Genomic DNA, 19,594 nt, shown 5'->3' on the forward strand with positions numbered 1-19,594 from the left:
GTACATGGATACTGCGAGCGAGAGAAGGAACCCGGTCGCGCTGAACAAGAGGACAAGCGCCAGCGCCTCCATCTCGATATCCACCTTCATGCGCCTCAAGCCAATCTCGTGATAATACATGAACCTGACATGTTTAAACCTTCGGCTTCATCTGCCCGAGAAATCGAGAAGACAAAGAAGACGCTGATAGTCGACTGCGATAATACGGAACGGGGAGAGCCATGCTGTTCGATAACGGCGCTGTCTCTCGCTGACGTTTGGATCGATAGCGTTGTTCCAGGAGCCGCCTCAGCCACGCCCCGAGATCGGCTGAACGCCGGAGCGTGCTTTCCAAAGAACCTGAGCAAGGTCCTCGAATTGCATATCGTGATGGTCGCGCATCATTTGGTTCCTGCAATTATGTTGGAAGAAATTGCTTCGCTGAAAACGTCTCACTTCTCGTAATTCTCGCAGAGTCGAAAAACAGGTCGATGACACACCACACGTTTGTCTTTCGCAAGTGGCGACTGGTGCAAGCTGAAGACAGCTGTCGGACAAGCTGATCGATAAGCTGCGCGATCCCCTTGTGAAACACCACGTAACTCCTTCTATCTGCCGATTGATCATCGGATTTTTCTCGATCGAGATCGAATTGGCCCCCGAAGCGTTCCCTACAATGACCGAAGTCAGATCTCGCTCTTCATTGCTGAAGGGGGAAGATCGTCTGGTTCTGATTACCACCGATCAGCCGCCAAACGTAAAAATGCAGGGAACGAGTCGTCATGAGGCCGCTTGTTCGATTGAAATCGCACTATCGAAGTCGGGACAACAACAAAGCCAACTCAGCTTGCCTCCTTGTAGCCGTCCGGACGAAGATAGCCTTAAGATAGTGTCGTGCTGTCCCTGAGGAGATCCTCATCTCGCGCGCGATTTCCTCCAGAGATTTACCCCTCACCAACAACGACGCAAGTTGCGCTTGAACGGGTGTCAAGCCGAAGATTTCCATCAGCGAAGCCTGTGAAACGACGTGGACTTCATCCAAGTCCGTGAGGAGAAGAAGAACGCCCGTCTCACAAGGTAGGCTGCACGATGCCCAATCTCCTCGGATGGCTTTCAACACGAGTGGCCGACGACTAGCGCGATTGATTACGACGGGCGAATCTGAAAGTCCCTGCTCCTCGGAGACCAAGCGGACACGCCCCATCAACTCTTCGCATTTCATCCGCGATTGATAGTCGGCCACACAAATGCGCCGCTCCCTGACGGTGAAGTCACCGTCAAAGGTCTGTAAGGCCTTATCGCTCACAGCTAGCACCGAGCCGTCTCGATCGAGCCAAATGGCAGGGTAGCCAATTAAATCGAGCGCAGTGAGGATGCTCGAGTACGCCGGAGGATTCATGTGAAACTGACGGAAAGCGGCTCTTTGCTGTTGGAGATCAAGCATTTGACGACTCAATAGATCGCCTATCACGCGCTTCCTCCAAGCTTCGCATGGCTAAAAGCGCATCAATGGCAGCAACCATCTCAACTGTTAAGATCCAACGAAATGTAAAAGGGCTAGTCCCGTTACAGCCGAGGAGCGAATGCCCACGTGTCGAACTCCTCGCGCTCTGCCGCGGATTACTAACTCGATGTACTGTTCAGTCGGAGCGACACCAATCCTGCCCGCAAGAAAGGCGCCCCTCCCGCAGCCCCCCCCTGTCCTCCGGCAGCTTACTGGGTTTCAAAGCCCAAGCCCCCCGATTTAACTGCCTTCACCTCCGAAATTCTGCGTGTGATTGCGAGACTGCGCGGCTTTTTGACACGATCATCCGCCCTTTGAACGACGCGAGCAGGACGCGAGAGGCGCCTAATCTTCAGTACGATTTAGCTGGCATTACACAGACCTGAACCACACGTCACATTTGCGCCGGAGTATTTAATAGGTAGTGGTCGGACGTCATCACCCTGACGCTTGATAACCGCTTCTGGCACTTCGCAATATATTGCATCGCTGCACGACCTCAGTCGCTTTGTGAGCAAAGCAGACATGGTCACCGTCGCATCGCACCACCAGGTTTTTGGTGCACGGCCTAACATTCTCGTGATTCAGTCATCGGCCGCCTTCGCGGGATGAAGCGTAGTGGACGACCCGCTGGATATGCTTGCCAATCACGGTGCGCGCGCTGACGCGGAGAATGGCGTCGACCAGATAGGCCTCACGAACGCTCGTCCTTCTGCACACGACAGTCGGTGAGATCTTTTTCTTCCACATGCGGCGGAGTGAATTGGACCATCCAATCTGGCCATCAGAGAAACGCCTTCCCCAAAAAGCCGGAGCGGCAGTCCGGCGTAGCGTCCCCTTCACTCACACGGATCTTGGGGCGAGACCGCCTCACAGCATCTATCTTTAATTCCAACACTAGCGCAACGAGTTTTGGTTCTCTGATGTCCGCACGCAGTGTCCATTCTTCGCCAGTTCGGATTTTGAGTTCGGAGGCCAGCCTGTTTTCGATGAGCACGGAGGCGGTCCTATCTCGGTCAGTTGGAAAGCCTCTTTGCGAAAGCGCGAGCAGGAGCTAGAGTTGGCAGCATTGCTTTTACTGAGCAGGAAGGCGTACGTGAGTAGATTGCCGCCATCAAAGCGCCGGCCACAGGAACGAAATCCAATAGCTATAATTTGGCCCGCAGCATTGTCACGCCGCTGAACTAGAATGATTGCCTGATTTTTCGCGTGGAACCGGCGCCGTTCGTTTCCCGCGACAAAATGAATTTATCGAGGAGATTTTTGATCATGAGTACGAGCCCGGCAACGATTTATGTGGTTGATGATGATGAGCAAATCAGGAGTGCTCTCGGAAGCCTCTGCGAGGATGCCGGACTTCAGGTGAGACTGTTCGGCTCGATTGACGAATTCATGACGGAGGATCTCTCTGATGGCCCGTCATGCCTAGTGCTGGACGTTCGCTTTCCCGGCACGTCACCGACCGGTTTGGAGTTGCAGAAAACACTCGCCGATTCAGGCATCTTGATTCCGATCGTATTTATCAGCGGCGTTTCGGATATTCGGGTCTCCGTGGAAGCGATGAAACGCGGGGCGGTGGACTTTCTGCCCAAGCCTTTCCGCGAGCAGGAATTTTATGATGCGGTGCGGCTTGGCGTTGAACGCGACCGAAGTCGGCTGGAGCGCGAGCACGTCGCGCGCGAAGCCCGACTACGTGTCGAGGGTCTCACGGCACGGGAGCGTGACATCTTACCGTTGGTGGCGGACGGATTGCTCGCCAAGCAGATCGCGATCAGGCTGAATGTCAGCGAGGTGACGGTGAAGGTCAATCGTGCGCGGATGATGAAAAAGCTGGAACTTCGTACCCCCGTAGAGATCGTGAGGCTCGTTGACAGCATCAGAACCGATGTTGCGACGATACGTCCAAGCCTCGTGCGATCAAATGTAACTCACTTTCAGGCCAGATCGAAAGCGGGAAGTCTCGAGAGCAGTCCCCCCTCCTCACAAAGGTATGCGGCGACCCACTTCAGGAAAACGTAACATCCTCCGGGGGCCTGGTCGGCGATCATGCTCAAAGACTTCTGGCCCGCGCTCTTATCGATGCGTCGATTCGACGAGTTGTGTCGCGGTCAATCCACCGCTGGGCCGGTGGATTCCTCCACCGAAAAAATAGGACGTTTGCGAACCGTCCGCTTCGCCGATAACCGTCGCGCTATATACCGCCTCCTTCAAAATCCCGTCCCTTCTAAAGCAGGTGAACTGAAGGCTGAGCAGAGCATCCCAACTCAGCCCTCCCTCTTTTTGGCGTCATCAGGTGCCCGCCCACTTAATTCACGTCATGCTTCCCGGCATAAAGCAGCGGACGATCGGGTGACCATCCAAATAAAAAGGCCAAACCATCGTACGTCCGACCAAATTGGGCACGGTGATCACGCGATCATCGGGAGTCTACCCACTCCCCCTCAAGCCGCACGCGGTCATGTCCGTCCTTGCTCTCCCAATCGACGTCGGCAATAGATCTGCCATCGGCATCGGCGCAACATTGTTCGCCCTTCTTGCTGCGCAGGCTTTCGAACCAGCCCTTCATGGGCGAGGTCGTATACTGGCCCTCATCGCGGGCGGCCGCGGATCCTTCTCCGCTCGCGATGGCGATGAGCAGTGCAAGTATCTCAAGCATCATAAGCATATTTAGTTCGCAATTCGCGCAGCCGAAGTTGCTTGGTCTGCGGCCGAGTTTTAGCCTGTCGTTGCGTTGCCCTGTCGGCGCAATGTTGCCGCACCAGATCACTTACTGCGGAGAGAGGTCGCCTCTCGCCACCTGTGGAGCGGCGGTCCGTCGACCCACTTTGGCGCGCGGCGTCAACACTGCGATCTGATGCGGAGATGCCGGCATTCCACCGACAGCGCAAGCCGGGGGGTGGGCGCCTGTTCCTCGGCGTTGGCCGGGCCCAACGTCGCAAGCTGGTGGGGCGTGATCGGCAAACCCGTGACTTCGTAAACGGCTAGCTCGGCGGCTGTGGTGCCGCCACACGCCAGCAAAACTGCTGCGACAGCAAATAAAAATCGCTTTGACATTGCCGTCTCCATTCTTCAAAAATTGGAGTTCATCAAATGCAGCGTCATTTCCAATCGTTTCCTTCTAGGCGACGAAGCCGTGAGCCGCGCCTCCCAAATGGGAGGCATAGGCACAAAATTGTCGAAGTGCGGTCCACTCCCGAAGGCCGATGGAGGCACCCCGACGATGCTGGGCTATCCAGTGGCGCTCCGCACCGATAAGCTTGTCAGCTCGGAGGGATCATGTTCGACATTTATGTAAACGATAAACGTGCTTTGTTGGTCGTCACGCAGGGTTCGTCATTGCCGCTAAGTGGCGCGTTGGGGAAGTGGCCGAGGAGGAAAAGGAGAGTTGCCAGCATTAGCGATGAGATCAGGTTGGCCATAGAGGAGCAGGGCTATTACATGCGCAAGCTAAGCGATTTGAGGAAGCATTAGGGCAATTATGTTGGCCCCTTCCCGTCGTCGATCTGTCAGCTGCGATAGCTGAATTATTCGACCACAGCGTAGCGGACTGCGATCGTGTGCGAGAGACCGATCCAATGGAAATTAGGAAAGTTGCGCTTCGCGGCATTTTGAAATTGACTTCGGAACTACCAAAGACAATAGGACCATTATTTCGGTCTCGCCACGGGCGCAAGCGCAGAATCAACGGAAAACACCGCTGCCGCCAACAACGACCAGGAATCGTTCGACAACTGGGTAGACTGCAGTTGATGCCCGCCCTTGAGCTGGCTGTGAGCGGGGAGAGCGACATTCGCGACACGAAAAAGTCGCCCGCCAATTAACTTTGCAAATCAAAGCTCGCAAGCTGCCGACGGTCGCGGATCACGATCTCGCGCTGATTTCTTCCGATAAAATCAAGGATTCCCCGTCTGTGAAGCTGGGACACAGCGCGCGAAACGGTTTCGAGCGTCAGACCAAGGTAGTCGGCAATATCGCGGCGGGACATCGGGAGGGACAATGCGCCGGCCGCAGCGGATCGCTCGTCCATTTCAAGCAAAAAGGCCGCGACCTTTTCCAGCGAGGTTTTTCGTCCAAGCAGCAGCATATGGTTTTCGGCGTGTTGCAGACTTTGGGCGGTCATCCTCAGCAGATTGTGAGAAACGACCGCATCGTTCTCGGCCGCGTCTTCAAGGCTGGTGCGCCTGATCAGTCGAACCGTAGTCTCCACGACCGCTTCTGCGGTGAACCGATGGCTCTCACCGTTCTCTAGTCCGAAGATATCGCTGACCAGATGAAACGCGCCAATTTGGCGTCGACCATCCGAGAGCAGCTTGTAGGTTCGGACCGCACCTTTGGTAACCTGGTAGACATACGCGGCGGGTTCTTTCTCGCCGTAAATCTCCTTCCCCTTCCTGTAGGTGAACTCACTCAAGTTGACGCTCAGATCGGAGCTGCTTGTGATCCCGAGGTCAGAAAGCGAGTTGGGACGGGACGTTCTGACTTTGTTGGTGCGCACGAACATGGGCCACTCCTGAGCCAAGCCAAATGCGATTTGGCGCGTGGAGTGAGAGAGCACCCCTTGCGCCAGAATACATCTGATCGACTACGACCGTAGCCAATGACTGTCCCTAAGATCAATGCGGCAAAGTTGGTGCCATAAAGCCTATCGTTCGTGCTACGTCTCGAATGAGTAAGCCTGAGGACTTACACTAACACCCTCACCTCTCCTTCATGAGTTACAGGGTTCAGCGCAAAAGCCGCGCTGAAGCCGAGACCGGGGAGGCAAGTGCAAAAACGGACGCGGCCCGAGGGTATCTCCCGGTCTGCACAAGCGTAAGCGCGGAAGACCGGGGAAACGGCCGCGGCCGAGCATAAGCGCGCCCTTGCAGGCGCTAGGGGCAACGCCCTTAGTTCTTTCGTGCGAGGGATCGTGACTGAAGGCTGGGACGCCTGGCCGGCGCGCTCGCGCATAGAGCACGGTCGGCTCTTCCGACGCGCCTCCACGCCCCCGACGGTCGAAGAGACCAGGTCCCCCCTTGGCATGAGTGTCAACGCGTGTGACGGAAGCATAGTTGAAGGCAGGATCGCGAGGACAAAATGCGTGTTTTACGGAAGTAAGGAGGAGAAGCTGCGTTCCGGCACAGAGAATAGCCGCAGAGAGACCGAACGGTGATGTAAAAGCGTGGTGCAGTCCCGACTCTGGAATCGGTAGTTATGCGCATACAGTCTGCTCGTTCGCTGGCCCCTGCGCTCAAAGCAAGCAGCGAGAGGTTTCCGGTGTGCACTCACTTTAACGATACGTGAAGCAACGCAGGCGATGTGGGCGCTTGTACTCGTTGTTAACCTAAGGTAGCATTGCGCATACTTGTAACTGCGATTGATCAATCGATTTTCACCATCGTTTGTGCCTGGAGAGCGATATGAGGCCGCTGTTTACAGCGCTTTCGTTCTTTGCTCTGTTTGTCTTCCAAATTTCGGAAGGTGACGACGCTCAGGGCTTTCAGCCAGATCAAATCCCACTACAGCACATTCGAGTTGACCCTATCTTCGGCCCGATCCAGGGACTGCTCGGCGAAGGGCGTTGCCAGGATTTTCGACGCTTCCTTCTGATCGAGCAGGTGGCCTCGCAAACTCAGGTGCAGGAGGTAGCATTCCATCCAAGTATCGGGCCGATCTGCGATGGGCCTCTCGGGCAGGCGCCGTGTCAGGTGATCCGGCGCTATCTAGCGATGCAACAACTTGCGCCTCAGCAATACCCACTCCAACAAATCGGAACGCTCCCTAGGGGGACCGCCCTTTGCATGGGGCCGTTGGGGCCGGGACCGTGCGACGCTATCGGCAACTACTTGATGCAGCAAAACCAGGGCGGCGCGGGTCTGCAGAGCATCGATCCTGCACGTCCTCAGTTGGTCAACACCGGGACCACTGTCCAGCCGATGTGCAACGGTCCCCATGGTACAAAGCCATGTTATCTCGTTCCTCAAATGAGCTTTGACGGGCTATCCGGCCAAGTACCGTCTCCGGGGGCATTCGGTGTAGCGTCGGGCGGAGATCCACAGAGAACCGCCATTGAGTGCGCAAAGCGAGTCGGCCTAGATGTATCCCAGTTTGCCGGGTGTGTGGGTCAGCAGATCATCCTGCCTCAAAGCCAGCAGGGGCAGCTGGACAGTGCGGTTTCGAGCAGGAGTGCGTCCTTTGCGTCGTGTGCTGCTCCACATCTTGGAATCCAGCTGTCGGACAATCAGCGCATCCTTGCAAAGTGCGCCATGAGATCAAACGGCGACCGGGCGGCCTTCCACGGTTGCGCCGGAGGGAGTTTCGCCAACCGCAAGCGGTTCGGGCTTTCGTTACGAGGCGAAACCAGCGACGTCCAAGAATGGGGAGTGGTACCATGGCATGTGGATTTCCCGGAGTAGGTCATCGGTATTTCGTCGATTTCGTCGCCTTTCAGGTCGAGCTCGATTTCGCGTCGGAAACATCGCTGACCTACTACAACCTGGACAAGAACGGCAACAAGGTCGGATCGGAAACCGTTACCATCAAGGTCGAGCCGATCACCGACGGGATTTTCCTGGTGACCTGGCAAGAGTCCGACAAGACGACGGTCGTTCACATCGAAGATTACAACCGGCTGACCATCGTCACCAATATCACGGAGCCGGATCTCTCCTTTGATCAGTTTCACGGTAAGTTCCGGGAATTGCCATGAGCGCGGCTTCGCTCGATACGGCACCACCGTCGACGCAGCGGATCCGCATCTTCGTCTTCGAAGGCTTCGAGCCGATCGACGTGTTTGGCTTCGCCGAGGCCTTCACCATCTCTCGTTTTCTCGGCCAGAACTACTGGGACCCGTCACCCTATCCCTTCGCAACGACGCTCATCGGGCGTCACCTCGAGAAGGTGAGGAGCATCAACGGCCCTGCAGTCATGCCGGACCTGGACATGAAGCAGGCGCTCGCCGATCCACCGGATCTCCTTATGATCCCTGGTGGCGGGGGTACGTGGCCGCTGCTCGACGAACAGGCCGATCCTGAAGGCGTTGCGATGCTGCTCGACTGGGTGTGCCAGATGGACGCCAAGGTGAAGCTCATGGCCTCCGTCTGCACAGGCGCAGTGGTGCTCGCGCGCGCTGGCCTGCTGACTGGTCTCCCGGCCGCGACAAATCATGGCGCTTTTACCTGGGTGGCAAAGCAGGGACCAAAGGTCCTTTGGGACAGCGTGTCGCGTTGGGTCGACGCGGGACGCTACGTGACGTCGGCCGGCGTGTCGGCCGGAACGGACCTCGGCTTCTACCTGGTGTCGAGACTGGCTGGACGTGCCGTTGCCGAAAACGCAGTGGCAGCGGCGGAGTACGATTGGCATCGCGACCCGCAGACACCAATTTTCTACCCGCCTCAAGCTCAATGGGACTACAGCGTCGACAGGAAAACCACGGGAGGGACAGATGCAAATTGAGCAAATCACACGCCGCGAGCTTCTGGGAGCGATGGCGGCCACCGCGGTTGCTCTTCCCTTCAAGCCGGCTCTTGCAGCAGCAAAATACAAGAGATGCAATGTCACGAGCGTTGAAGGGCGCAAGGCGCTCGTGAGCTACGCCAAAGGCGTCGAAGCGATGCTAAGCCTGCCCGCCGATCATCCCCACAATTGGTTCCGCAACGCCTTCGTCCATCTCCTGGACTGTCCACATGGAAACTGGTGGTTCTATGTGTGGCATCGTGGGTATCTCGGTTATTTCGAGCAGACCATCCGCTCGCTCAGCGGTGACCCCGATTTCGCCCTGCCCTACTGGGACTGGACGGAACTGCCGCAAATACCAGACGAAATGTTCGCGGGCGTGCTGTCGCCGACGAGCGATGTTTTCAAGCCCTATACGGAAAATTTTGCTGTTTTCACCTCGTTCATCGAGCCGACGCTCTCACGATACTGGGACAGCCTCTCTTCCGCGCAGAAGGGTCAGCTCACCGCGCGCACCTATATGCAATTCGATGACCTGTGGAAGGGGCCGCTCGGTGTGACCGGCAAGGGCGTGGCAGGAAACGAATGCTTCGCGCCGACCTGCGGCGCGCGTTACCTGTCAAAGACCAATCCTCATCTCGACGGTGATACGACGCGGGCCGTGTCAAAGCTGACTGTCTCTGCTGGTCTGCTGGCGCCTGATTTCTACAACCCTGTGAACTATCTTAGCTTCAACAGCATCAAGAGCCCATCCCACAACACAGCGTCGACCGGCGCGCCGACGAGCTTTTCGGTACTCGAGGGAATGCCGCACAATCTTGTCCACAATTGCATCGGCGGACAAGGCCCACTCGATCCTGGGCCCTATGGAAACATGACCAATTTCCTTTCTCCGGTCGATCCGGTTTTTTTCCTTCACCACTCCAATATGGATCGGCTCTGGGACGTGTGGACGCGCAAACAGAAGTCGCGCCATCAACCCTATTTGCCCGAGGGCGACGACTTGAAAACCCTGTCGGATGAGCCGTTCTTGTTCTTTGTAGACGCCAATGGAGACTATGTCTTGAACGGCAAGGCCGGGGACTATCTCGCTACTGACAGATTCGACTACGACTATGACGACAAGGGTTTTGGCGAAACACTCGTTGGACCGGAAGTTGCCGATCTCGCTACGCAGAAGCCACCGGTGGCCGCCGCGCGCGTATCGGCGAATGCCGCTTCGGTTGAGGTTCCGGCCGCGATATTGCAAGGGCGCAGCAACGCCAATAACCCGCGGCCGCTGGTCGCGCAGGTCACGCTGATGCGCCCTCAGGGCACCTCAAGCGCCCGCCGGTTCCGCGTATTCGTCGGCGCACCGTCTGACGCTACAAATCTCGGCGTTGACAGCCCGTATTATGCCGGAACAGTCGGGTTTTTCGGCCCGCAAATGGCAGACATGGGCATGTCCCACGAGGCAACCTTTGCGGTCCCGCTTCCCGCCACGCTACACGCTCTCACTGCGCCCTTTGCCACCACGGCCACCAATGCAAATCTGGCCGTAAGGGTCACGCCAGTAAATGGGGAGGAGACCACCCCTGTGCTCAAGGCCGTCTCGATCGGAGCGCTGTAGGCCGTGCGCCATTGGGTAATCGTGTTCATGCTCGCAGCATCCGTTGCCTATGGGGCAGAGGAAGGAGGAATGGAACGAACGCTTACGCTCCCCCATTCCCTTGCCCCAGGGGCCATCGCGTGGATCGAGGTGCAAGTGGGACCTCTTGCGCCCGGTCAGCGTGTCCGTGTCACCACGCAAGCTGGCGAACTACTCGGCGCTATCTCGCCTTTCGGCCCGGGCGAGCGCCAGAACGCCGGCATCTATTCGTTGCCCGTACCTCCCGATGCGATTCACGACGACAATCTTTCCGTGGTCGTGACCATCACGGAAGCAAACAAACCTCCTCGCGCGCCGAATCCAGCGGAGGTGAAGAGTCTGAAGTTGTTGGCTCCTGATACGACAAGGTAAAGAAACTGGCGCGCCCGGCACGATTAGGTGGGGTCGTCAACACTACGAAACTTTCCTAAAGTCGACGGCTCTGTCAGATCCGGGCTGCGGATTATCGAAAGAATAATGGCCGCGACGCTGGTGGTCGCAGCCATCATACGAGTGAGTCGAGCTTCGCCCTGCCCGTCACGTCGATCGATATTCTCGACAATGCGGCCCGCCTTGCTCGCTTGTTGGCGCGCTTAGTGTGTTTCGCAAGGAGGAGCTCGTCCAATTCGGCAGATGCTTGCAGTCAACGAATCGGAGATTGCCACGCACACCGCCCTTAGCTCGATCGCGATCGGGCTGCTGATTAACGTGCTATTCTTTGTCCTAAGTCTGCCCGATAACGCCAACTGCGAGGAACCTACCTCATATAAGGAGGTAAGCATTACGATGGCGGGCGGGTGCGTCGCTGTGTCCAGTTCTTGGCCACTGAAGATCGAAATCACTGGTGCTGTCTGACAGGCGGTCCGGCCGACACGCTGTCGTTTGTCTGCTTGGCAACCAATGTCGACAAGCGGACATAGTCGTGCAGCCCTGAGCGGCTGAAACTCGCGAGTCTTTAGCCGGCACGCAGCTTGCGAGGCGTTCGAACACAGACCGCCAATTACCGCGTCGTCATGCAGTATGGCCATCCGGGCCGCATCTCGTCGATCGCCGACGTTTCGCAGAGCCTCGTTGGCCCAGGAATTGCTATTCCAACCTCAACTTCGTTCCATCTTTCTGGAGAGATCGCGCAGCAATGTCACGCTGCTGAGCGGGCATTTCTCAGCGCCGACCGTACCTCAGAGGCCGCAAGATCCGAAGCGCCTGTGGCGCCTCAATCGAGATTTGGTCGAAAGCGCGGAGCCAGGCCGGTGAGTTCGGCGTGACAGGCCGGCGCCGAAAGAGGTCTCAGCGTCAGGCATTCCCGCCAGTCAGCAATATCGGTTGTCGGTGCTGGAGAACATCGGGGCACATTGCATGGCCCAACAACAACCATCGCAGCTAGAGGCGAGAAAGAAATAGGTCAGATGCGCAAGCTACCGATTCTGAAAAGCCTTCATATGTTTGAGGCGGTGAGCGAGTTTCCAAGCTTCTCAAAGGCGGCTGAGCGATTAAACATAACGACCGGAGCGGTAAGTTATCAGATGCGCCTCCTTGAGGATTGGTTCGGGAGGCGACTGTTCGTTCGCCATAACTCGGGCGTGCGGCTGACATCCGACGGCGAACAACTGAAGCGCAGCTGTGCGAGCGCGTTCACAATGCTCGAGAAAGAATGCTACGCACTACGAAGGCGCGATGCGGGACAATCAGTGGTGGTGGGGTGCTCAAGGACATTTTTGTCGCACAGTCTCTTGCCCCGCATTGGTGCGTTCCGTCAACTCCGTTCGGACATTGATTTTGTCTTTGAGACCGATTCCGATCTAGACTCGCTGTCTGTTGGCGCGGTGGATGTATTGTTCGTTTCCGGCCCGTTGAAACGACCGCTTCCCGTCCGTGATGCGCACGTATCGAATGAGATGATTGGCCCTGTGTGTGCGCCCGCTACGCTCGAGGCAATCAAAAGCCCGGAAAACATTCTGTCTATTCCTCTGCTGCACGAGTCCGCCAAGTTGGATGCTTGGAACGAATGGGCCAGTGCAGCTGCAATATGCTTGCGGGGCTCGCGCCACGTCGTGTTCGATACATTTTCCCTGGCTGTCGAGGCGGCAAAAAGTGGGCTTGGAGCCGCAATATCCTCGCGAATTTTGGTGAGAAGCAACCTTGAGAAAGGCGAGCTTGTGGCTCCGTTTGGCTTTGTGCCGGTCAATCGCTCAATCTACATGTTTGTCAATGAACACGCGCGAACTTTGGGGGCCGTTAAAGAGTTTCGGAGCTGGGTACTGTCAGAAATACTCAGCCGGGATGACCCGCTATCGCATTTTCAAGGCGCAACTCGAGAGGTCGAACAGGCCAGTCAAGTGAAGTTCCCCGCTGCGTCACTGCCGGCGTCAGCCCGTTGATGGCCATCAGGGGCTTACAAGGCAGACACTTCACGAATGAGCGGCCGGAAATCCGTGGCGCACAGCTAAAAGATAGAGGATTGCAAACGGATCGTCGACATAGGCGAAACCCATTCGCGTACTTCGCGTTCTCCGGCGCAGGGCTTCCCTTCTCGAAAATGAGAACGGGCGCGGACTGATGATCCTGACCGAGCCTCTCGATCAGTGCGGCTCGTGGCTTGGCCCACGCAATTTGACGAACGTCGAGCCTCGCAGCACAGCTTGGAAGCGCGGATAGGACCCCTTCCAGCAGCGAGCATTGCCAGCAGTAGAATTGCTGTCCGGGAAATGCCGGGTCTGAAAAGGGTTGTTCTAAAAGGAACAGCTGATCCCATGGCATAATGTTGATCTCGGATCTATCGATCGACAGGACACGAAACTTGAGCATGCCCTGATCTGACCACGGAAGGTCGCAAAAGCAAGAAATGCGCTCGCCGTACATATCAGCACGATCATGCCGAAAGGGAGCCGATCACCCAAAAGCGAGAAAACAATGCCATTTCCTGCGACGTCGCTATAGGTACAACATTGAAATAGCACGGAAAGGCGACCGGCTCGATCCGGAGCCACTGACGAAACCATGTGCGTGTGAGCGGCAGCCGCAAATATTTGGCCGAGGCCAAGCATCGCGCTGCTTGACGCGATCACCACAGGCAGGACAGCATCGAGTGACATAGCAAAAATTTCGCTGAAGTAGCCAAACCACAGATCATACAGGCCGATGCTCTGGAGGATCTCACTCGGTTCTGCGAGCAATTCCAGCCGCTTGTATTTGTCTCGTACCGAGAGCGCATGGAGCATGACGAGCGGCGCTTCGCCCGCCATATAGCGATCCGGGCAAGCGCGGTGCAGCTGCTCGTGCAGATGATCTGCGGTCGCGTGCTCAAAGATTGCATAGTTTCGTTGGGCAATCAGATTAGGCGTCGTGCAATCTGACTCGATGTACGATTTGAGAAGACTGTGGCGTTCACCGGTGTTGAAGCTGGCTAGATAGAGGTCCACGATCGCAATCGGGTCGAGATAGCCGATGACCGGCAATCCGGCTGCCTCACATTTGCTTAACGCCTCCGCGATCAGCGGATTTCCGCCGCTTGCCTCATAAATCTGTCGTTGTTTCTCAACAGCGAGATCCCGATCAAGGATCGGCCCCAGTTCCTGCGAGCTATATCTGCCGAAATGGGCTTCGTTGGCGTCGGGAAAATAGAGGCGTTGTTCGTAATCGATCAGGACAAACCGAAACAGACGTGCATCGTCGTCCAGCCTGACGAGCAGCTTGATCAGATTCTTCGCCGAATTGGACAGGGCAGCCGCCCGGTCGATGACGATGATGTGACGTTCGTTGCGCTCCCGGGCACACTTCAGTAGGAATTCGGCTAATCCGACCAGGAGCTTGTTTTGATATTCATGATGATAGAACCGTGTACGCTCCTCCCTGCTTGACGTATTGATGAGATCCTTCGGCAGGGTAAAGGCATCGCTGACCAGGAGAGGGAACAGCCGCTTCAAGGACTGTTGTGCCGCCTCAACCAGTTTTGGCGCATTTTCAGCAGCCCAGCTCAGTTCGGCGTCGATGAGCTTTTGCAGGCCGGCAAGATAGCCGCCGGTCCGCCAGTCGCCATCGGCTCCACTTCGCAGCGAAATTCCTTCGCGGTCGCCGTCAAAAAAATTGAAAGCCGCCCCCGATTGACGCTGCGCTAGCACATTAGCACCTGTGCTGCTTACAGGACGCCATCAAGGCAGTTGCGCGGCGCGGCATGCAAATGCGGTGCGTCCGTTTTGCATCAACCTTTCCGGCGGCCAAGCACTCCGCCTTCGTGGATCGGGGCAGAAGGCAATCACGGCTACGGCGACGCATTATCTTAGGTTAATTGTGCGCTCACTTCCTGGGCGTTGTATTTAGGAGCCTTGTCTACGATCGCGGGTTCTACCGCTGAGCAGAATCACGGTGGAAAGTGTCATGAAGCGACTCCGGTTTAAGCAGGAAAGACCGCTGGGCGAACGGCTGAACAAAGCAGCGCGGCTGGCGCGAGAGAAAGCAGACCAGATGGCCGCTGGAGCCGCGCGCGATGCGCTGCTTCAGAAGGCTCGGCAGGCCGACGTTACGGCTCACATCGACGAGTGGTTGAGCTCTCCGGGCCTCAAACCCCCGAGATAAAAGTACGGCGGCCTCACCGCTCGTCCTCTTTAGGAAAAGGCTTATAGGTCTGTTGGCCCGCGAAACTCGAAGGTCGGGGGTTGTTCTTGAGCAGATGGCGTGCCCTTTCGAGGGCGGCCTGCACCTCGACAACGTGCTTGGTTTCGGCGTCCTTGTTGATGTTGGTATTCCGTAAGATGCGGAATGGGGGAAGAACCATGCTTCGGCTCGCTGTGTCATGAGGATGGGAGCGCGGACTAGTCTCTCAGCCAGCGGACCTGCGGCTCAGCTCTTGCAGATGATCCGAGAATTATGCATCCATCTTCCACGGATTTCTAACGAAATTGGAGGAAGTGTCGGGGTTCTCGAACGCTGAATGATTTCAGATTTGAACGTCGGCGCGCTGAAGGGGATGCGTTCGAAACCTGAACCGCTCGCAAACGTCAGATCCAGTTAATGTCTTTTCCTTCTGGGTGACCATCTCCGGCAAAGAGACCAGCTATCAGCTCCGCCGATCATCAGATCGATGGGTTCCATGACAATGTCACTGTCTCAACCACACCGCTCGCGGAATTTTCGATTTCCTCGATAAATCCAGCATGCTCGGCCATCTTTATGCATCCATAGTCCATGCGTTTGGCCAAGCCATCCACGGTTACGAAGTAGATCGGCAACGTCCTCATTCCTGTTTGCTCGGCGAGACGAACAAGATTTCTATAGAAAGCCGACTGACGGGCTGTTTGCTTGGCTGGAGCATCAGTAAATTGACGCGCGGAACGGGCCTTGCCGAGGTCACTCAGAGTCTTTGCCCCCGGCGCCTCCTCCCATTCGAAATGCAAGACCAGGGGCATGACTCGGATTTCCTCTGTCATCGCGCGGCGAACTGATAGCGGTACCTCGCTCGGCCGCCGCGTCCGTCCGCAGGCATCACGTCGATCTAGCGACAATCGGACTGATAATTCAATACGGAATAATCTCGCGGACGCAACTCGCGCAGAAATTCGGCGTTTCGCTACTCGTTCTCGATGAATTCCGGCTCCTCAGCCCGACTCCCAAAGGAAAAAGAAATGATGGATTCTCCGCTCAGGCCGTCCCTATAACCAAAGAGGTGCCGCGTTTCCGAGTTGAACTCGGCAGTAGCTCAATTCCGTCAGGCTTTCGTAAGCCTGCCGTGCGATCATTGATCGTCGTCAGTCAGCCCCTGCACAGGATTGGCGACTCAGAGGCCCGGCCGGATTCGCCTCCAATGCCGGGCCTCTTCGCTTTGCGGAGTGCCTTAGATATTGCGTACCGGCGCGCCTGCTGAAGCTTTGATCTTGTCGTTGTCCTCGCCCTTACCTTGCTTCTATCACCCATCTCAGGCTGCAGACAGCGGCGCGGGATGCAGACGACACCATCAAGCCCCATCACTACAAACGCTCCGGCGAATTCATGCCAATGCCGACGCGCTAACGCGCGTATTCTGCGCCCGAACGCTTTTTTTGACGGATTTAACCAACAGTCAGCATTTTAGAGACTGACAATGGTCGGCTCCGCGATCTGCCGCGGACGAGCAGCTTCGGTGGGATGTCGAAGCGGTAGACCGATTAGGCCCCCTATGACGAGGAGTCGGCCGTAAACCGGAGCCTTGTGACTCACGGTCGTAAGGGCGACGTGGCCGCTTGATCCCACAGTTGCGATACCCGAGCATGTTCGGAAGAACTCTAGCAATGAACTGACAGGGGCCCCACTTTGATGGCGTCAGCATCAACGTCACGAATGAAGTAGACTGCGCCGAGCTCATAAAACGCTTTCCAAAACTCGGCCCTAGAAACGAGCGAAGTTCTCAGAAATGTGCTCACGTCAGGTCTCAACTCGTTTCGCGGGAGTCCCAATTTGGCGCACGACACGAACACGTCATCCAGCTTACGGCTTGGCCCATGGCGTTTCCTAGCTAGATCGGAATCATACAACGATCGCTAGTCATGCAACCTCTGTGGAAACATCGCCATCCCTGGTTGCAGGTGCCTACTCGCGTGTTACGCTTCACGAGTTGATTTAGAAATTTCACACGGGAGCAATTTGGATGGCCGTGCCGCCGCTGAACGACTACGAGCGCTTTCCCCGCATGGCTCACTGGTTCAGCCCTAGCCTCCTCTTGGCTTTGCTCAAGAACGTGATCCTGTCGTCGATCTTCGGCCGGTACGCCGATCGCCGGCTCATGATAGCTGCCTTGGACACGGTCCCAGTTAGTGAACACATGAGACGCGCCACAGCTCTTAAAGAAAAGCTGACGTCAGAACATGGCGGCGTCGTCTGGTTTGATTTCGTCGCAGATCTTGGCGATGGCTTCGATAGTACGTATGCGATGGCTTCCTTGCTTGCCCGCAAAGAAATGATCGTCGGAGAACACACTCTGCCACGTGGCCAGCTTCTCGTGATGGGTGGCGACGAGGTTTATCCGAAAGCTAGCCGGCAGGCTTATACCAACCAACTGCGACAGCCTTATGCTTGGGCTTCTCCAAATCCCGACCGTCACTCGGATGAAGGCGTCCCTGTGTTTGCAATTCCTGGCAATCACGATTGGTATGACGGTTTGGACCTGTTTCTCGCATTCTTCTGCCGGGAGAAACACTGGCACCTTGGCAGTTGGCGCAGCCACCAGCGCCGCAGCTACTTCGCGGTCCAGTTAACAGACACTTGGTGGCTCTGGGCGACCGATATCCAGCTTGCCGACGATATGGATCAGCCGCAGGCCGATTACTTCAGCCGCATCGCGGCCAACATGCCGGATAACTCCAGGATTATCATCTGCAGCGCCGAACCTGGCTGGCTTTACACCGATACGAACAGCAAATCGTGGAGCATCACAGACTTCGCGGTCGGGCTCGCGTTGGAAGCGAGGAAGTCTGACGGCACATCAAAGGGCCACTCCGTCCCCATCCTTCTTTCGGGCGATACCCATCATTACAGCCGCTACCAGGCCACTGATGGGACGCAGTTCATCACGTCGGGCGGCGGCGGCGCCTTTTTGCATCCCACCCATCACCTTGAGAAAAACGTCACTCTCGATTGGTTGGCAACAAGGAAGACTCTTCAGCTCGGCACAATTCCGTCCGCCAACAAGGAAACGCCAGAGGAACCTGCCTGCTATCCCTCAATGAGCATTTGCAAGCGACTTGTGTGGCGGAATGTGTTCTTCGCCTTCAAGAACTGGGATTTCTCGCTCCTGATGGGAGCCATCTACGGACTTTGTGGAATTGCGATCACCCTTCGCGATGAATGGGACATCTACATCATTGTCACGGCGATCTTCGCATGGGCACTCATGGGCTACACCGTCAACCAGGAGAAATCCACCGGTCCGGGAGTTCTGATCAGCAGTGCGGTTCACTCGTTCGCGCAGGCCGCCGCAGTTCTCACCTCGGCTCACCTCTTCAGACTCTGGAACGAAGCGGCACCGCTCTTTCCTGGGCAATGGTTCGACGTATGGCTTTGGCTCGTCCGGATAGTATGCGAGATGGGCATTGTCGGTTTTCTTGTCGGAAGCACCCTGTTTGGCCTTAATCTACTCATCACGTGCCGATGGATGCGGATGAATCGGAATGATGCCTTCAGCGCTCTGCGCCTCGGCCAGTACAATAATTTCTTGAGGCTTCGCATCGACGGCGACACCGTCGATATCTTCGCGGTGGGAATGGACGACGTCCCCCACCGTGATGACTGGTTTGTCAATCCGCAGTGCCCGCCGACCCGCAACAATCCCAACCAGCCGGTCTTCATCGCCAAGAACGGTCTGAAGCCGCATCTGATTGAAGCCATACGGGTACATACAAGCGCCGTTTAGAGGCACGACGACTACAATTCCGCAAAACTCCAAAGGTTGGAGCGGCAAAATGCGATCGCGCTTGCCCATGTTCTTGGGCCTACCTCTTTTTATGTCTCTGATTGCTTTCGTCGCTCATGCTCAAGGCGCGGCACCACAAAATGATCAGGCGTCCACCAATCCACCCGCGCCCGCCGAAGCCACGCCCGGAAAACCGGCTCAGCCGACAAAAAAGAAATACGACCCTCGCGACGTTTGCATTACCGAAGAGGACGCCGGCTCCGAACTGCTCAACAAGCGGCGGCAGATCGGTGGTCGCATCATCATGGACACCTTCTTGCTTCCCACCGGAGGGACGGTCGACGTCGGCCTCGACGAACCGTTCTCTGAGACTGAGTACTACTTCGGCGCCCTCGACATCGGAACGACCAGCCCCGTCATCCTCGACAGGACCGACGTCAGGACCAGACAAGCAGCCGATACAGATCCTCTCATTAAGAAGGGCCTAATGAGAAAGGACCGAACGATTGTCAATCTGCGTTTTCCCGACGTGGTTGGCGCTCCTTGGAAGCAAGCCCAACTCTATATTTTCACCTGCCAGAATGGCTCTCCGTTTAAGGTCTCGGAGACGACCGTCAGAGTAAGCCCGGCACTCTACAGTTCCGGCCTGGCATGGCTCAGTGTCATCCTAGGC

Annotated in this window: 17 protein-coding genes and 1 pseudogene; 10 read left to right on the forward strand and 8 right to left on the reverse strand. The window is 56.5% G+C overall.

Going from position 1 to position 19,594, the window contains the following annotated elements:
• Nucleotides 1-444, forward strand: a 444-nt coding sequence (locus Q2941_RS45560) for a hypothetical protein (protein WP_458196666.1), incomplete at its 5' end; no start/stop codon positions are given.
• 346 nt (nt 445-790) lie between these two features.
• On the opposite strand, the gene Q2941_RS45565 is transcribed toward Q2941_RS45560, so the two are convergent.
• Nucleotides 791-1,423, reverse strand: a complete 633-nt coding sequence (locus Q2941_RS45565) for a helix-turn-helix transcriptional regulator (protein WP_458196667.1) — start codon at nt 1,421-1,423, stop codon at nt 791-793.
• 1,329 nt (nt 1,424-2,752) lie between these two features.
• Between Q2941_RS45565 and Q2941_RS45570 the strand changes: the two genes are divergently transcribed.
• Nucleotides 2,753-3,502 (forward strand): response regulator transcription factor, encoded by a 750-nt coding sequence (locus tag Q2941_RS45570; RefSeq protein WP_458196668.1) that lies wholly within the window; start codon nt 2,753-2,755, stop codon nt 3,500-3,502.
• A gap of 291 nt (nt 3,503-3,793) precedes the next feature.
• Here the strand turns inward: Q2941_RS45570 and Q2941_RS45575 are convergent.
• The 3 genes and pseudogenes from Q2941_RS45575 to Q2941_RS45585 form a co-directional block, all read right to left on the reverse strand.
• Nucleotides 3,794-4,142, reverse strand: a pseudogene (locus Q2941_RS45575) (hypothetical protein).
• A gap of 179 nt (nt 4,143-4,321) precedes the next feature.
• A complete protein-coding gene (locus Q2941_RS45580) occupies nt 4,322-4,537 on the reverse strand; it encodes a hypothetical protein (protein ID WP_458196669.1) in 216 nt (71 codons plus the stop codon).
• A 763-nt stretch (nt 4,538-5,300) separates the two neighbouring features.
• The gene (locus tag Q2941_RS45585) at nt 5,301-5,984 is read right to left on the reverse strand and encodes a helix-turn-helix domain-containing protein (protein ID WP_458196670.1); all 684 of its coding nucleotides are present in this window, start codon (nt 5,982-5,984) and stop codon (nt 5,301-5,303) included.
• A gap of 898 nt (nt 5,985-6,882) precedes the next feature.
• Here Q2941_RS45585 and Q2941_RS45590 point away from each other — a divergent pair.
• From Q2941_RS45590 to Q2941_RS45615, 6 genes are all read left to right on the forward strand, one after another.
• Nucleotides 6,883-7,878: a hypothetical protein gene (locus tag Q2941_RS45590; RefSeq protein ID WP_458196671.1), complete on the forward strand. Its 996-nt coding sequence runs from the start codon at nt 6,883-6,885 to the stop codon at nt 7,876-7,878.
• Entirely contained in the window at nt 7,854-8,171 is a 318-nt protein-coding gene (locus Q2941_RS45595; protein ID WP_458196673.1) for a MoaF-related domain-containing protein, read from the forward strand. The genes Q2941_RS45590 and Q2941_RS45595 overlap by 25 nt, the downstream gene beginning before the upstream one ends.
• Nucleotides 8,168-8,917, forward strand: a complete 750-nt coding sequence (locus tag Q2941_RS45600) for a DJ-1/PfpI family protein (protein ID WP_458196674.1) — start codon at nt 8,168-8,170, stop codon at nt 8,915-8,917. The genes Q2941_RS45595 and Q2941_RS45600 overlap by 4 nt, the downstream gene beginning before the upstream one ends.
• Nucleotides 8,907-10,526: a tyrosinase family protein gene (locus Q2941_RS45605; protein ID WP_458196675.1), complete on the forward strand. Its 1,620-nt coding sequence runs from the start codon at nt 8,907-8,909 to the stop codon at nt 10,524-10,526. Before Q2941_RS45600 ends, Q2941_RS45605 begins: the two co-directional genes overlap by 11 nt.
• Nucleotides 10,527-10,595: 69 nt before the next feature.
• The gene (locus Q2941_RS45610; protein ID WP_458196676.1) at nt 10,596-10,916 is read left to right on the forward strand and encodes a hypothetical protein; all 321 of its coding nucleotides are present in this window, start codon (nt 10,596-10,598) and stop codon (nt 10,914-10,916) included.
• Between the two features lie 1,034 nt (nt 10,917-11,950).
• On the forward strand, nt 11,951-12,922 hold the full coding sequence (locus Q2941_RS45615; RefSeq protein ID WP_458196677.1) for a LysR substrate-binding domain-containing protein: 972 nt from the start codon (nt 11,951-11,953) through the stop codon (nt 12,920-12,922).
• On the opposite strand, the gene Q2941_RS45620 is transcribed toward Q2941_RS45615, so the two are convergent.
• From Q2941_RS45620 to Q2941_RS45635, 4 genes are all read right to left on the reverse strand, one after another.
• Nucleotides 12,816-13,349 (reverse strand): DUF3088 family protein, encoded by a 534-nt coding sequence (locus Q2941_RS45620; RefSeq protein WP_458196678.1) that lies wholly within the window; start codon nt 13,347-13,349, stop codon nt 12,816-12,818. The genes Q2941_RS45615 and Q2941_RS45620 overlap by 107 nt on opposite strands.
• Entirely contained in the window at nt 13,274-14,662 is a 1,389-nt protein-coding gene (locus Q2941_RS45625; protein ID WP_458196679.1) for a hypothetical protein, read from the reverse strand. The genes Q2941_RS45620 and Q2941_RS45625 overlap by 76 nt, the downstream gene beginning before the upstream one ends.
• Before the next feature lie 467 nt (nt 14,663-15,129).
• On the reverse strand, nt 15,130-15,315 hold the full coding sequence (locus tag Q2941_RS45630) for a hypothetical protein (protein ID WP_458196680.1): 186 nt from the start codon (nt 15,313-15,315) through the stop codon (nt 15,130-15,132).
• A gap of 298 nt (nt 15,316-15,613) precedes the next feature.
• The gene (locus Q2941_RS45635; protein ID WP_458196681.1) at nt 15,614-15,946 is read right to left on the reverse strand and encodes a hypothetical protein; all 333 of its coding nucleotides are present in this window, start codon (nt 15,944-15,946) and stop codon (nt 15,614-15,616) included.
• Nucleotides 15,947-17,160: 1,214 nt separating this feature from the next.
• Here Q2941_RS45635 and Q2941_RS45640 point away from each other — a divergent pair.
• Nucleotides 17,161-18,921: a metallophosphoesterase gene (locus Q2941_RS45640; RefSeq protein ID WP_458196682.1), complete on the forward strand. Its 1,761-nt coding sequence runs from the start codon at nt 17,161-17,163 to the stop codon at nt 18,919-18,921.
• 49 nt (nt 18,922-18,970) lie between these two features.
• On the forward strand, nt 18,971-19,594 hold a 624-nt coding region (locus Q2941_RS45645; protein ID WP_458196683.1), incomplete at its 3' end, for a hypothetical protein.

The sequence above is a fragment of the Bradyrhizobium sp. UFLA05-153 genome (assembly GCF_054185185.1).

What these genes read in the sequence shown, in the direction of transcription:
- Q2941_RS45615 (WP_458196677.1), top strand. Translation starts at nt 11,951, where the DNA reads ATGCGCAAGCTACCGATTCTGAAAAGCCTTCATATGTTTGAGGCGGTG.
- Q2941_RS45620 (WP_458196678.1), bottom strand. Translation starts at nt 13,349, where the DNA reads ATGCTCAAGTTTCGTGTCCTGTCGATCGATAGATCCGAGATCAACATT.
- Q2941_RS45595 (WP_458196673.1), top strand. Translation starts at nt 7,854, where the DNA reads ATGGCATGTGGATTTCCCGGAGTAGGTCATCGGTATTTCGTCGATTTC.
- Q2941_RS45585 (WP_458196670.1), bottom strand. Translation starts at nt 5,984, where the DNA reads ATGTTCGTGCGCACCAACAAAGTCAGAACGTCCCGTCCCAACTCGCTT.
- Q2941_RS45630 (WP_458196680.1), bottom strand. Translation starts at nt 15,315, where the DNA reads ATGGTTCTTCCCCCATTCCGCATCTTACGGAATACCAACATCAACAAG.
- Q2941_RS45640 (WP_458196682.1), top strand. Translation starts at nt 17,161, where the DNA reads ATGGCCGTGCCGCCGCTGAACGACTACGAGCGCTTTCCCCGCATGGCT.
- Q2941_RS45635 (WP_458196681.1), bottom strand. Translation starts at nt 15,946, where the DNA reads ATGCCCCTGGTCTTGCATTTCGAATGGGAGGAGGCGCCGGGGGCAAAG.
- Q2941_RS45605 (WP_458196675.1), top strand. Translation starts at nt 8,907, where the DNA reads ATGCAAATTGAGCAAATCACACGCCGCGAGCTTCTGGGAGCGATGGCG.
- Q2941_RS45600 (WP_458196674.1), top strand. Translation starts at nt 8,168, where the DNA reads ATGAGCGCGGCTTCGCTCGATACGGCACCACCGTCGACGCAGCGGATC.
- Q2941_RS45580 (WP_458196669.1), bottom strand. Translation starts at nt 4,537, where the DNA reads ATGTCAAAGCGATTTTTATTTGCTGTCGCAGCAGTTTTGCTGGCGTGT.
- Q2941_RS45590 (WP_458196671.1), top strand. Translation starts at nt 6,883, where the DNA reads ATGAGGCCGCTGTTTACAGCGCTTTCGTTCTTTGCTCTGTTTGTCTTC.
- Q2941_RS45570 (WP_458196668.1), top strand. Translation starts at nt 2,753, where the DNA reads ATGAGTACGAGCCCGGCAACGATTTATGTGGTTGATGATGATGAGCAA.
- Q2941_RS45565 (WP_458196667.1), bottom strand. Translation starts at nt 1,423, where the DNA reads ATGCTTGATCTCCAACAGCAAAGAGCCGCTTTCCGTCAGTTTCACATG.
- Q2941_RS45610 (WP_458196676.1), top strand. Translation starts at nt 10,596, where the DNA reads ATGGAACGAACGCTTACGCTCCCCCATTCCCTTGCCCCAGGGGCCATC.